Here is a 12,799-nt window from a genome sequence, read left to right as displayed (position 1 = left end):
CCATTTCAACTCGAACAACTGACTTCCAGCCGTTTGCCCCAGTCGGGCGGACGGCTGACGTAATCATCACTGCGATCGATAAATGGCTGGCGTAATGCCTCATGAAGTCGCTCCAGCTCGCTGCTATCGCCTTTCTCTGCGGCATCAATAGCGCGCTGCGCCAGCCAGTTTCGCAGCACCATTGCCGGGTTAACCCGTTGCATATGCGCCTGCCGCTGAGCGTCATCGATATTTTCCTGCTGTAAGCGTGAGCGATATTGTGCAAACCAGTCATCAAATGCGCCGCGATCGATAAACTCATCCCGTAACGGCGACGCAGTGCTTTGCTGCTCGGTCAGGCTGAGCATGCGGAACGTACGCGTATAATCGCTACCTTCGCGCGCCATCAGCGCAAACAGCGAATTCAGAAGATCGTTATCGCCTTGCTGGCGAGTAAAGAAGCCCAGCTTGCTGCGCATCAACAGGCCATACTCGGTGAGTAACTGGTGCTGATAATCATCCAGCGCGGCGTTTAACCCCTCCACCGCAATAAAGGGCGATAGCGACTGCGCCAGGCGCTGCAGATTCCACAGCGCCACCGCCGGCTGGTTTTCAAAGCTGTACCGCCCCTGGTAATCAGAGTGGTTACAGATAAAACCGGGCTGGTAATCATCGAGAAAACCGAACGGGCCATAGTCGATTGTTAAACCAAGAATCGACATGTTATCGGTATTCATTACACCGTGCGCGAACCCTACCGCTTGCCAGCGCGCAATCATCTGCGCGGTGCGCCGCACGACATCCCGGAACCATGCGACATATTTATCGCTTTCGTTTTGCATTTCCGGCCAGTGATGACGGATAACAAAATCTGCCAGTTGACGGACTTTTTGCGGATCGCGTCGGTAGTAAAAATGTTCGAAATGACCAAAGCGCACATGACTTTCGGCAATACGCATCAGCATCGCGCCCTGCTCCTGCCTTTCGCGCATGACTGGCGTATCGCTGGTCACAATGCTCAATGCCCGCGTGGTCGGGATCCCCAGATAGTGCATCGCTTCCGAAGCCAGACTTTCGCGAATGGTCGAACGCAACACCGCGCGGCCATCCCCCATGCGTGAATACGGCGTCAGCCCGGCACCTTTCAAGTGCCAGTCCCGGGTTGTGCCGTCCGGGAGTTGCTGCTCACCGAGCAAAATCCCGCGTCCATCACCTAATTGCCCGGCCCAGACACCAAACTGATGTCCACTATAAACCTGCGCCAGTGGAGACATGCCGGGTAACAGCGCTTCGCCGCCCCAGATGCCGGCTCCCGAGACGGGATGAAACAGCGCATCCGGTACGTCCAGCGCATGTGCCAGTGGCTCATTGCGCCATAGCAGACGGGCGTTGTGCAGCGGTGTTGGGGATAATGCGGTATAAAAATCTGGCAATTCATCTCGCCAGTGGGTAGTAAAAGACAGGGTCATGGTTCCTCCTGCCTTTAGTGTAGTGCTAACTTTAGCGTTAAAACACCAGGCAAAAGCAGGGCTATGGCTGAACCAGAGAGGTTAACTGTTCAACGGTGACGGGTGGCCACATGGCGCCCTGCATGGCGCTAAAGGAAAAGGCTGCTGCCCGGTTGAGCGCCTGTTCATCATCAATGCCTGCAATCATCAATGCATCACAATAGGGTTCAAGCTGCGCAACAATCACCCGCATAAAAGGTTCGAATGAAGGTGACGCCAGCCGCTGGTGGACAAAATTTTTATCCAATACCACGCGCTTAAATAAACCATCAAAAATGGCTTTTGTCGAAGCGGTTCCGGCACCAAAATTAGCCAGCACCAGTGAATATTGTTTCGCCAATAGAAACAAGGGGTGATTATCTTTTCCCTTATTTAGATCGGGAAAATTCTCATTAATGGTAAATTCAAGAAAAGGAAATTTCCTAATGTTTGTCGCTAGCGTTTCATCTGCCAACAAGACATCAACCAAAGAGGGCGCAATATTAATCCAGGCCGCTAATTGATGTTGAATAAAAAAGAGCTGGCAGGCTTCAAGGAGTGCCAGTTGTTCATTGAATAAAGCGATTATTTCTTCAGGCGTAAGGCGCGGAATGACCAGCTCTGTAGGCGTGCGGACATTGCTGTCTGGCCCCACAAAGTTAACGATAATTTCCAGTCCCTGTAGCATTCCGTTACTTTTCCTCGCAGGCAGTAATAGAAGCTCAGAGCGATATGTGTCATCCAGCGATACTATCATTGCGCCAGCCCCGCATTAAGGGTGATATCCGGCATTGTCAAACACAGGTGGAAATATTTCAAATCTATTGTTTTAAATGAGATTAACTTCATTTTTTTCCCGTTTTATTTTTTGGCTTCTCCTTAACCTTTATTAGCCTGATAACGAATTGATGGATGTCCGGATCCCAATGTACACAGATCTTAATTAAGATAAACGTGATTATTTAGTGGAAATTTCCTGGTTTAAAAAAAGCCCTTGCGGGCTTTCTCATTCTAGATGCGGCGTGCTTGCCAGAAATTTTTACGCCAGTAGACATTATCCAGCGAAGAACGCATCACTCCCCGGCTGGTTGAGGCATGAATGAACTCATTATCTGTATCGTAAATTCCAACGTGCAACCCGCTCTCTCCGGAACCGGTTTTAAAGAAAACCAGATCGCCTGGCAGCAACTCATCTTTATCGATTTTCGTGCCAATTTCCGCCTGTTGCCGCGTCTCGCGCGGCAATTGCAACGAAAACTTATCGCGAAACGTCATCATAACGAAGCCGGAACAATCAACACCGGAACGGCTCATGCCACCGTAGCGATAGGGCGTACCATGCCACTGGCTGAGCTGATCATTCAGGCCAGCAATAACGGTTATCGAATCTGACAATCTTGGATTTGGCGGCGGCGCGCGATGAGAACTACATCCTGCAAGGAATAACGCCGCTGCCAGCAATAACCAGATACGCATCCTGGATCACGCCTCTTTATTTCTTTTTCTCGGAATAATCTACCGTGTGAATCAGATATGTGGCAAGTCACGTTTTCGTCACGTTGTTGGGATCAGCACGCGGTGACCTTCCACATCCAGTTGGCGAAAAGCCAAACCATACGCCGTCGCCAGATGCGATGGCGTCAGCACCTCATCCTGCCGTCCGCTCATTAACAGTTTGCCACCGCTGAGCAACCATGCCTGGCGCGCATGCCTCAACGTATGGTTAAGATCGTGGCTACTCATCACCACGGTAATACCTGCGGCAACCAGCTCGTTTAAAAGTTTATCCAGTGCCGCCTGCTGGGCAACATCGAGGCTATTCATCGGCTCATCCAGCAATAAAAGCTCTCCGGCGGGGTTGCCGGCCGGGTGAATCTGTAAAATCACCGCCGCTAAGCGTACCCGCTGCCACTCGCCGCCTGACAGGTGATTCACCGCCCGCCCCAGCTTATCGCTGAGGCCGAGCTTGCCCGCAATCTGCGCCAGCAGCGCGGTTTGTGCGTTATCGCGCTGATGCAGGGATAAGTACTGCCAGACAGGCATAGCGAACGGCGGTGTCTGCTGTTGGGCCAGGTAAGCACGATGTTGCGCCAGTTGCGATGCAGGCCACTGCGCCAGCGAACGGGCATTAAACAGCACGCTTCCCTGCCCACCCGATAACCCGGCAATGCGCGCCAGCAGTGTGCTTTTCCCCGCACCATTCGGCCCGACAAGATGCAGAATTTCTCCCCGGCCGACCGATGCCGTTATCGGCCCAAGCCTGCCGGGTTCAGCCACATCCTGAAGCTGCAACAGCATCGACATTACTTCGCCAGCGCCTGTTTTACCGCGTCAACGAGAATTGGATCTTCTGGTGTCATATCCGGAGAGAAACGTTGAATCACCTTGCCGTCACGACCAATCAGGAATTTTTCAAAATTCCACAGAATATCGCCCGGCTCTTTCGGCGCACGACCTTTGCTCTCCATACGTTCGTAGAAACCGCTGCCCTGAGGTGCAACGGCCTTCGGCGCTGCGGCAACCAGCTTTTTATACAGCGGGTGACGTGCTTCGCCATTCACATCGATTTTGCTGAACAGCGGAAATGTTACGCCATACGTGGTGCTACAGAAGGTTTTAATTTCCTCTTCTGAACCCGGTTCCTGGCCGAGAAACTGATTGCAGGGGAAACCGAGTACGGTAAAACCTTCACTTTCAAATTCTTTTTGCATCTGCTCCAGCTGTTCGTACTGCGGCGTCAGCCCACATTTCGAGGCGACGTTGACCAACAGCAGCACCTTGCCGTGGTAACCGGCAAGCGTTGTCTGCTCGCCATCGATAGTCTTAACTTCAGTATTGAGAATATCCTGTTGCATAGCGTCACCTTAATGAATGTTATGGTTTGCGGGCTCAACGCCCGGCTCTCAATAATAGCCAGATAAATACCGGCGCGCCCAGCGTCGAGGTCACAACGCCTATCGGCAACTCGGCCGCACTGAGCGCCAGACGCGCTATCACATCGGCAAATAACAGTGCCACCGCCCCTGCCAGCGCGCAGCCTGGCAGCAATGCCCGATGATCGGTCAAACCGCACAGACGTAAGATATGTGGAATAACCAGACCGATAAAACCAATTGAGCCTGCCAGCGCGACGCTTACCCCGACCAGCCAGCCCGTGGCTACCACCAGCACGTTTCGCCATAGCCACATCGGTAACCCTAACTGGCGCGCGGAAATGTCTCCCAGCGCCAGCATATTCAAGGGCCGGGACTGGAAACAGACCCAAATGATGACAGGCACCAGCGCCGCCATCAGCCAACTTTGTTGCCAGTCCACGCCGCCGAAACCGCCCATCATCCAGTACATCAACTGGCGCAAATCGAAGGAGGAAGAGAAATAGACGGCCCAGGTCATCAATGCGGTACAGATAATACCCAACGCGACACCAGCCAGCAGTAAACGGCTGGTAGAGATGTGGCGGCGCGCGAAACGCAGCAGGATCAGCGTCACAACGAGCGCGCCAGCGATCGCACAAACGCCGAGCGCCCAGCCAGGGAGCAATCCACCGCCCAGCAATACAGCAGCAATGAGCCCAACGCCCGCACCGCTTGAGACACCAAGCAATCCAGGTTCCGCAAGCGGGTTTTCGAACAGAGTCTGCATCACCGCACCGCACAACGCCAGTGCAGCCCCAACCAACAACACGGCCAGCGTGCGCGGCAAACGAATTTGCCAGACAAACAGTTGCCCATCCGGCGTAAACCAGGCGCCCGGAGAAATCCATTGATCGCCCGCGCAGAGACTAAACAGTAGCGCGAAGAGTAAGAGCAGCAGTAATCCACCCAGCCAGCGGCGGTTGCGTTGCTGTTGAAGATGAGCGTATGCCAGCATGTTTTCCGTTTTATTGGTCAGCAAGGCCACTGATTCTAAGGTTGATGCCGGATGCTGAAAAGAAAAAAGGCCGCGATGCGGCCTTTTTAATTAGTTCATATCATTCAGCTTTGGGCGAAGCGTTTTCGACACGGCTCTTTAACTTCTGGCCGGGTCTGAAGGTCACCACGCGCCGGGCTGTAATGGGAATATCTTCGCCCGTTTTTGGATTACGACCCGGACGTTGATTTTTGTCGCGCAAATCGAAATTGCCAAAGCCGGAGAGTTTTACCTGCTCACCGTTTTCCAGAGCACGACGGATCTCTTCGAAAAACAGCTCTACCAGCTCTTTTGCGTCCCGTTTGCTAAGCCCAAGCTTATCAAACAGATATTCTGACATTTCAGCTTTTGTAAGCGCCATAGGTTCAATCCCTCAATGATGCCTGGAATCGCTCTTTTAATGCCTCTACACATCTGGCAACGGTAGCGGCAATCTCCTCTTCTTCGAGTGTACGGCTGGTATCCTGAAGGATCAGGCTAATGGCAAGGCTCTTATACCCTTCCGCTACACCCTTACCGCGGTACACGTCAAATAAGTTTACGCCAACTACCTGATTTACGCCAACTTTCTTACATTCGCCCAAAACATCTGCTGCAGGCACATTTTCTGCGACCACGACAGCGATATCACGACGGTTCGCAGGGAAGCGCGAAATCTCCTGAGCCTGAGGAACCACGCGGTCTGCAAGCGCATTCCACTCCAGTTCAAATACCAGTGTGCGGCCGTTCAGATCAAGCTTACGTTCCAGTTCCGGGTGAACAACCCCAATAAAACCAATGCGCTTATCTTTCAGATAAATCGCTGCAGATTGGCCTGGGTGCAGTGCAGGATTCGTTTCCGCGCGAAACTCAATGGCGGAAAGTTTACCTGTAAGTTCCAGCACGGACTCAAGATCGCCTTTTAAATCGAAGAAATCGACGCTTCCTTTCACCAGATCCCAGTGCTCGTCATAACGGTTACCGCAAATCGCGCCCGCCAGCATCACATCCTGACGGATGCCAAGATTAGCTTGCGTATCAGGCACAAAGCGCAGGCCGGTTTCGAAAATACGCACACGGCTCTGCTGACGGTTCTGGTTATAAACGATAGTGCCGAGCAAACCGGTCCACAGAGAGAGGCGCATCGCCGACATCTCGCTGGAAATTGGGCTTGGCAGGATGAGTGCTTCCTCACCCGGATGAATCAGTTGCTGCAGTTTCGGATCGACAAAGCTGTAAGTAATGACTTCCTGGTAGCCTTTATCGTTAAGCATGGTTTTAACACGCTTCATCGACAGGTTCGCTTCGCGGTGCTCACCCATAATCAGGCCAGCCTGCACCGGCTCATCAGGAATATTGTTGTAGCCATAAACGCGAGCAACTTCTTCGACCAGATCTTCTTCGATTTCCATGTCGAAACGCCAGCTCGGGGCTACCGCCAGCCACTCATCCTGTCCTTCAGTCACTTCGCAGCCCAGACGGTTCAGAATATCGCTGACCTGATCGTCGGCAATATGGTGGCCAATCAGGCGATCCAGCTTGCTACGGCGCAAACGGATGGTCGCACGTTTCGGCAGCGTGGCGTCGTTCGTGACATCAATTACCGGGCCGGCTTCACCGCCACAGATATCAAGCAGCAGACGCGTGGCGCGTTCCATCGCTTTGTATTGCAGTTGCGGATCGACACCACGCTCATAACGATGAGAAGCATCAGTATGCAAACCGTGACGGCGCGCGCGGCCGGTAATGGACAGCGGGTTGAAGAAAGCACATTCCAGCAGCACGTTCTGCGTTTCGCTGTTTACACCAGAGTGTTCACCACCGAAGATACCGCCCATTGCCAGCGCTTTGCTATGGTCGGCAATTACCAGCGTGTCTGCGTTCAGTTTGGCTTCATTACCGTCCAGCAGCACCAGGGTTTCGCCCTCTTTCGCCATACGCACCACAATGCCGCCATCCAGGCGGTCGCGGTCAAACGCATGCATCGGCTGCCCCAGTTCCAGCAGCACGTAGTTGGTGACGTCCACAACGGCGTCAATCGAGCGAATGCCGCAACGGCGCAGCTTCTCTTTCATCCACAGCGGAGTTGGCGCTTTGACGTTAATCCCTTTCACTACACGGCCAAGGTAGCGCGGACAGGCCTCTGCCGCTTCCACAGTAATCGGCAGCGTATCGGCGATGGTAGCGGCAACAGGTGCGATATCCGGCTCGGTCAGCGGAGATTTGTTGAGCACCGCAACATCACGCGCCACACCGATGATTCCGAGGCAATCGGCACGGTTCGGCGTCACGCTGATTTCGATGGTGTTGTCATCCAGTTTTAAATATTCACGGATATCGGTGCCGATCGGCGCATCTGCAGGCAGTTCAATAATGCCGGTATGATCGTCAGAAATACCCAGCTCGGAGAAAGAACAGAGCATGCCTTCCGACGGCTCGCCACGCAGTTTTGCCGCTTTGATTTTGAAATCGCCCGGCAGTACCGCACCGACAGTGGCGACCGCGACTTTGAGCCCAAGGCGACAGTTTGGCGCGCCACAGACGATGTCCAGCAGGCGCTCACCGCCCACGTTTACTTTCGTTACGCGCAGTTTGTCGGCGTTCGGGTGCTGAGCGCACTCCATCACTTCGCCCACGACCACGCCATGAAATGCACCGGCAACCGGTTCAACCCCATCGACCTCGAGGCCCGCCATGGTGATTTGCCCGGACAGCGCTTCGCTATCAATGGCTGGATTAACCCATTCGCGTAACCACAGTTCACTGAATTTCATTGTTTTGCCTGCCTTTATTTAAACTGTTTGAGGAAACGCAAATCGTTTTCGAAGAACGCGCGCAAGTCGGTGACACCGTAACGGAGCATTGTCAGGCGCTCCATACCCATACCGAATGCAAAACCTGAGTAAACTTCCGGATCAATACCGACGTTACGCAGTACGTTCGGATGCACCATCCCGCAGCCAAGAACCTCCAGCCATTTGCCGTTTTTACCCATGACATCCACTTCCGCTGAGGGCTCAGTAAACGGGAAATAAGATGGACGGAAGCGGATCTGCAAATCTTCTTCAAAGAAGTTACGCAGGAAGTCGTGCAGCGTACCTTTCAGATTGGTGAAGCTGATATTTTTATCAACAATCAGCCCTTCCATCTGATGGAACATCGGAGTGTGCGTCTGGTCGTAGTCGTTACGATATACGCGACCCGGCGCAATAATGCGGATCGGCGGCTGCTGATTTTCCATCGTGCGGATCTGTACACCTGAAGTCTGGGTACGCAACAGACGGGTTGCGTCAAACCAGAAGGTGTCGTGATCAGCACGCGCCGGGTGGTGGCCCGGGATGTTCAACGCATCGAAGTTATGATAATCATCTTCGATTTCCGGACCCGTGGCGACAGTAAAGCCAAGCTCACCAAAGAAGCTTTCGATGCGGTCGATTGTGCGGGTCACCGGATGCAAACCGCCATTTTCTATTCGACGACCCGGCAGCGACACATCAATAGTTTCAGCAGCCAGGCGTGCATTTAATGCAGCATTTTCAAGATCCGATTTACGCGCGTTCAGCGCTTGCTGCACTTGCTCTTTCGCTTCGTTGATCACCGCACCCGCAGCCGGGCGCTCTTCTGGCGGCAGCTCACGCAGGGTGGTCATCTGAAGGGTCAGGTGCCCTTTCTTGCCCAGGTATTCGACGCGTACGTTGTCCAGCGCGGCGACATCTGAAGCATCGTTAATGGCTGCCTTCGCACTGGCAACCAGCTCTGCGAGATGTGACATGGTTTTCCTCGTTATATGACGATATTTACAAGCGGCAGATACAAAAAAAGCCTCCACAAGGGAGGCTTTCTGGCGCTGTTTTCCGTTTCTTCTTTCACGCGCTAGCCTCCCGGATTCAGGTGCTAAAGTAAAAAAAGAAGCGGAAAATAGCAGCATTCATGCTTGCGTTACCTTAACAGGGTAAGTGGCGGTGATGGCTTATTGAAAACGCATCACGGCAAAATGTCAATGCATTGATAATGTTAAAGCAAAAGAGGGAGCTACGCTCCCTCTCTTAAACTGGCTTACGCCAGAGCTGCTTTCGCTTTTTCAACCAGGGCAGTAAATGCCACTTTGTCGAATACTGCGATGTCAGCCAGGATCTTACGGTCGATTTCAACAGAGGCTTTTTTCAGGCCGTTGATGAATTTGCTGTAAGAAATACCGTTCTGACGTGCTGCTGCGTTGATACGTGCAATCCACAGTTGACGGAACTGACGCTTTTTCTGACGACGGTCACGATAAGCGTACTGACCAGCTTTGATAACAGCCTGGAAGGCAACACGGTAAACGCGTGAACGCGCGCCGTAGTAACCTTTAGCTTGTTTCAAAATTTTCTTATGACGTGCACGTGCAATCACACCACGTTTTACGCGAGCCATATGCTCTCTCCTGTATCTATATTCTTAAAAAAGTTAAAAGGTTAACGACTTATGCGTACGGCAGGCACGCGATTACCAGGCCCAGATCGCCTTTAGAAACCATGGCTTTCGGACGCAGGTGACGTTTACGCTTGGTAGCTTTTTTGGTCAGAATATGACGCAGGTTAGCGTGCTTGTGCTTAAATCCACCTTTACCGGTTTTTTTGAAGCGCTTAGCAGCACCGCGTACGGTCTTAATTTTTGGCATTTTTTAACTTCCACTTCGCATTGTTAATAAACGAAACAAAGGCGAACTAAACCCGTGAGCTTGTGGCCCACAGGTTTAGTTACTTGATGGCCTTACTGTTTCTTCTTCGGAGCAAGCACCATGATCATCTGGCGGCCTTCGATCTTCGTTGGGAAGGATTCGACTACTGCCAGTTCAACCAGATCTTCTTTCACGCGATTAAGCACTTCCATACCGATCTGTTGGTGGGCCATCTCACGACCGCGGAAACGCAGCGTGATTTTGGCCTTATCGCCCTCTTCGAGAAAGCGAATCAGGCTGCGGAGTTTTACCTGATAGTCGCCTTCATCTGTACCAGGTCGGAATTTGATTTCCTTAACCTGAATAACTTTTTGCTTCTTCTTCTGTTCCTTAGAAGATTTGCTCTTTTCATAGAGGAACTTGCCGTAATCCATTATACGGCAAACGGGCGGCTCGGCGTTAGGGCTAATTTCGACTAAATCGACCCCGGCTTCTTCAGCTTTTTCCAGAGCTTCTCTGAGACTCACAATACCAAGCTGCTCGCCTTCCAGACCTGTTAAGCGAACTTCCGTGGCGCGAATCTCGCCATTAATACGATTGGGACGCGCCGTTTGAACTCGTTTTCCGCCTTTAATACCTTATTCCTCCAGTTGTTGAAGACTGCGGCTGCGAATCTCTTGTTGCAGCTTCTCGATAACATCATTTACGTCCAGGCTACCCAAGTCTTTACCGCGACGGGTACGCACAGCTACTTTGCCGGCTTCAACCTCTTTATCACCACAAACCAGCATATAAGGGACACGACGTAAAGTGTGCTCGCGGATTTTAAAGCCAATCTTCTCGTTTCTCAAGTCTGCTTTTACACGAATGCCCGCATTTTGCAGTTTACGGGTCAATTCGTTAACGTATTCAGCCTGCGAATCAGTGATGTTCATCACAACTACCTGCACGGGGGCAAGCCAGGTTGGGAAGAAGCCCGCAAATTCCTCAGTCAGGATGCCGATAAAGCGCTCCAGAGAACCAAGAATTGCACGGTGAATCATCACCGGGACTTGTCGCTCGTTACTTTCGCCAACATAAGAGGCATTCAGACGAGACGGCAAGGAGAAGTCCAGCTGGACAGTACCGCACTGCCATGCACGATCGAGGCAGTCATACAGGGTAAATTCAATTTTCGGACCGTAGAATGCGCCTTCACCCAGTTGATACTCAAACGGGATATTATTCTCTTCCAGCGCCACAGCCAGGTCCGCCTCAGCACGATCCCACATCTCGTCGCTACCGATACGTTTTTCCGGACGAGTGGAGAGTTTGACGACGATCTTCTCGAAGCCAAAGGTGCTGTACATATCGTAGACTAAACGAATACAAGCGTTCACTTCATCACGCACCTGCTCTTCTGTACAGAAGATATGAGCGTCATCCTGAGTGAAGCCGCGTACACGCATTAAGCCATGCAGAGCGCCTGACGGCTCGTTACGATGGCAACTACCGAACTCTGCCATACGTAACGGCAGGTCGCGGTAGGATTTTAAGCCCTGGTTAAAGATCTGAACGTGACCCGGGCAGTTCATCGGCTTGATGCAATATTCACGGTTCTCAGAAGACGTCGTAAACATGGCATCTTTGTAGTTGTCCCAGTGGCCGGTTTTTTCCCACAGCACACGGTCCATCATGAACGGGCCTTTCACTTCCTGATACTGGTACTCTTTCAGTTTAGAACGTACGAAAGTTTCCAGTTCGCGGAAGATAGTCCAGCCATCGTTATGCCAGAACACCATACCCGGCGCTTCTTCCTGCATGTGATACAGATCGAGCTGTTTCCCGATTTTACGGTGATCGCGTTTTGCCGCTTCTTCCAGACGTTGCAGATAAGCGTTCAGCGCTTTTTTATCTGCCCACGCGGTACCATAGATACGCTGCAGCATTTTATTATTGCTGTCACCGCGCCAGTAGGCACCCGCTGTTTTCATCAATTTGAAGTGATGGCAGAAACGCATATTCGGCACGTGCGGACCACGGCACATGTCGACATATTCCTGATGATGATACAAGCCAGGCTTGTCATCATGGGCAATATTTTCATCAAGGATCGAAACTTTATAGCTTTCGCCGCGTTTAACAAACGTTTCACGCGCCTCTTTCCAGCTTACTTTCTGCTTGATGACATCGTAGTTTGTTTCGGCGAGCTCGTGCATACGCTTTTCGAGCGCGTCGATATCTTCCTGGGTCAGCGTATGGTCAAGATCAACGTCATAGTAGAAACCGTTATCAATAACCGGACCAATAGCCATTTTGGTGTTGGGCCAAAGTTGCTTAATCGCATGACCTAACAGATGCGCGCAGGAGTGACGAATGATTTCCAGTCCGTCCTCATCTTTTGCAGTGATGATGGCAAGTTTGGCATCGCTGTCAATCACATCGCATGCATCTACCAGTTCACCGTTGACGCGGCCAGCGATACAGGCTTTCGCCAGTCCCGGACCGATATCCAGCGCAACATCCATTGGGCTTACAGCGTGGTCGTAATGGCGTTGGCTGCCATCAGGAAGAGTAATTACAGGCATTTCATTTCCTTAATTTGCAGTGGTGCCCCACACGAAAGAGCACATACAAAATGAGAGATCAAAGATATAACAGCCGCGACGATAAGTTTTCTCGCTTCACTCTGCGGAATCTGTACAGCGTAGAGATCAACTGCTACCTGATACCCTTACCTGCCGCTGTTAAGTACCCGGCAATAGTACACATTTGCGAAGGGGGTTGAAAGGATTAGTGTGACTCA

General features: G+C 52.0%; 14 protein-coding genes and 1 other annotated feature. All 14 genes read right to left on the bottom strand.

The window, feature by feature from the left end; translation table 11 throughout:
* Window positions 1-5: 5 nt before the first annotated feature.
* The 14 genes from selO to thrS all read right to left on the bottom strand — a co-directional run bounded on the left by selO (window position 6) and on the right by thrS (window position 12,581).
* Entirely contained in the window at window positions 6-1,448 is a 1,443-nt protein-coding gene (gene selO / locus O3S68_RS04175; RefSeq protein WP_269230853.1) for a protein adenylyltransferase SelO, read from the bottom strand.
* Window positions 1,449-1,509: 61 nt separating this feature from the next.
* Window positions 1,510-2,223, bottom strand: coding sequence for an EAL domain-containing protein (locus tag O3S68_RS04170; RefSeq protein WP_269230852.1), 714 nt, complete (start codon window positions 2,221-2,223; stop codon window positions 1,510-1,512).
* A 254-nt stretch (window positions 2,224-2,477) separates the two neighbouring features.
* Window positions 2,478-2,942, bottom strand: a complete 465-nt coding sequence (locus tag O3S68_RS04165) for a C40 family peptidase (protein WP_045511506.1) — start codon at window positions 2,940-2,942, stop codon at window positions 2,478-2,480.
* Between the two features lie 78 nt (window positions 2,943-3,020).
* The gene (gene btuD / locus O3S68_RS04160) at window positions 3,021-3,770 is read right to left on the bottom strand and encodes a vitamin B12 ABC transporter ATP-binding protein BtuD (protein ID WP_269230851.1); all 750 of its coding nucleotides are present in this window, start codon (window positions 3,768-3,770) and stop codon (window positions 3,021-3,023) included.
* A complete protein-coding gene (locus O3S68_RS04155; protein WP_016496335.1) occupies window positions 3,770-4,321 on the bottom strand; it encodes a glutathione peroxidase in 552 nt (183 codons plus the stop codon). The genes btuD and O3S68_RS04155 overlap by 1 nt, the downstream gene beginning before the upstream one ends.
* Before the next feature lie 34 nt (window positions 4,322-4,355).
* The gene (gene btuC, locus O3S68_RS04150) at window positions 4,356-5,336 is read right to left on the bottom strand and encodes a vitamin B12 ABC transporter permease BtuC (RefSeq protein ID WP_269230850.1); all 981 of its coding nucleotides are present in this window, start codon (window positions 5,334-5,336) and stop codon (window positions 4,356-4,358) included.
* A gap of 100 nt (window positions 5,337-5,436) precedes the next feature.
* Complete coding sequence (ihfA, locus tag O3S68_RS04145; protein ID WP_006820203.1) at window positions 5,437-5,736, bottom strand: integration host factor subunit alpha; 300 nt, start codon at window positions 5,734-5,736, stop codon at window positions 5,437-5,439.
* 4 nt (window positions 5,737-5,740) lie between these two features.
* Window positions 5,741-8,128 (bottom strand): phenylalanine--tRNA ligase subunit beta, encoded by a 2,388-nt coding sequence (pheT, locus tag O3S68_RS04140; protein WP_269230849.1) that lies wholly within the window; start codon window positions 8,126-8,128, stop codon window positions 5,741-5,743.
* Between the two features lie 14 nt (window positions 8,129-8,142).
* Window positions 8,143-9,126 (bottom strand): phenylalanine--tRNA ligase subunit alpha, encoded by a 984-nt coding sequence (pheS, locus tag O3S68_RS04135; RefSeq protein ID WP_017456554.1) that lies wholly within the window; start codon window positions 9,124-9,126, stop codon window positions 8,143-8,145.
* Window positions 9,127-9,166: 40 nt separating this feature from the next.
* Window positions 9,167-9,291 (bottom strand) — a sequence feature (Phe leader region).
* Window positions 9,242-9,286, bottom strand: a complete 45-nt coding sequence (gene pheM / locus O3S68_RS04130) for a pheST operon leader peptide PheM (RefSeq protein WP_001386830.1) — start codon at window positions 9,284-9,286, stop codon at window positions 9,242-9,244. Its footprint overlaps the feature before it by 45 nt.
* 119 nt (window positions 9,292-9,410) lie before the next feature.
* Window positions 9,411-9,767 (bottom strand): 50S ribosomal protein L20, encoded by a 357-nt coding sequence (gene rplT, locus O3S68_RS04125; protein WP_013366084.1) that lies wholly within the window; start codon window positions 9,765-9,767, stop codon window positions 9,411-9,413.
* Window positions 9,768-9,816: 49 nt separating this feature from the next.
* Window positions 9,817-10,014: a 50S ribosomal protein L35 gene (gene rpmI / locus O3S68_RS04120; protein ID WP_001124225.1), complete on the bottom strand. Its 198-nt coding sequence runs from the start codon at window positions 10,012-10,014 to the stop codon at window positions 9,817-9,819.
* Window positions 10,015-10,106: 92 nt separating this feature from the next.
* Complete coding sequence (gene infC, locus O3S68_RS04115; RefSeq protein ID WP_071908164.1) at window positions 10,107-10,649, bottom strand: translation initiation factor IF-3; 543 nt, start codon at window positions 10,647-10,649, stop codon at window positions 10,107-10,109.
* A gap of 3 nt (window positions 10,650-10,652) precedes the next feature.
* Complete coding sequence (thrS, locus tag O3S68_RS04110; protein ID WP_017456552.1) at window positions 10,653-12,581, bottom strand: threonine--tRNA ligase; 1,929 nt, start codon at window positions 12,579-12,581, stop codon at window positions 10,653-10,655.
* Window positions 12,582-12,799 lie beyond the last annotated feature (218 nt).

It is taken from the genome of Kosakonia sp. SOY2, assembly GCF_027109175.1.
Classification (GTDB): Bacteria; Pseudomonadota; Gammaproteobacteria; order Enterobacterales; family Enterobacteriaceae; genus Kosakonia.
The sequence above is the reverse complement of the archived record's forward strand: the minus strand, read 5'-3'. Positions and strand labels throughout refer to the sequence as shown.

Bases quoted from the DNA above. Each gene is read 5' to 3' on its own strand.
- btuC (WP_269230850.1), bottom strand. From the start codon at position 5,336: ATGCTGGCATACGCTCATCTTCAACAGCAACGCAACCGCCGCTGGCTG.
- O3S68_RS04165 (WP_045511506.1), bottom strand. From the start codon at position 2,942: ATGCGTATCTGGTTATTGCTGGCAGCGGCGTTATTCCTTGCAGGATGT.
- btuD (WP_269230851.1), bottom strand. From the start codon at position 3,770: ATGTCGATGCTGTTGCAGCTTCAGGATGTGGCTGAACCCGGCAGGCTT.
- ihfA (WP_006820203.1), bottom strand. From the start codon at position 5,736: ATGGCGCTTACAAAAGCTGAAATGTCAGAATATCTGTTTGATAAGCTT.
- pheS (WP_017456554.1), bottom strand. From the start codon at position 9,126: ATGTCACATCTCGCAGAGCTGGTTGCCAGTGCGAAGGCAGCCATTAAC.
- pheT (WP_269230849.1), bottom strand. From the start codon at position 8,128: ATGAAATTCAGTGAACTGTGGTTACGCGAATGGGTTAATCCAGCCATT.
- rpmI (WP_001124225.1), bottom strand. From the start codon at position 10,014: ATGCCAAAAATTAAGACCGTACGCGGTGCTGCTAAGCGCTTCAAAAAA.
- rplT (WP_013366084.1), bottom strand. From the start codon at position 9,767: ATGGCTCGCGTAAAACGTGGTGTGATTGCACGTGCACGTCATAAGAAA.
- thrS (WP_017456552.1), bottom strand. From the start codon at position 12,581: ATGCCTGTAATTACTCTTCCTGATGGCAGCCAACGCCATTACGACCAC.
- O3S68_RS04170 (WP_269230852.1), bottom strand. From the start codon at position 2,223: ATGATAGTATCGCTGGATGACACATATCGCTCTGAGCTTCTATTACTG.
- selO (WP_269230853.1), bottom strand. From the start codon at position 1,448: ATGACCCTGTCTTTTACTACCCACTGGCGAGATGAATTGCCAGATTTT.
- O3S68_RS04155 (WP_016496335.1), bottom strand. From the start codon at position 4,321: ATGCAACAGGATATTCTCAATACTGAAGTTAAGACTATCGATGGCGAG.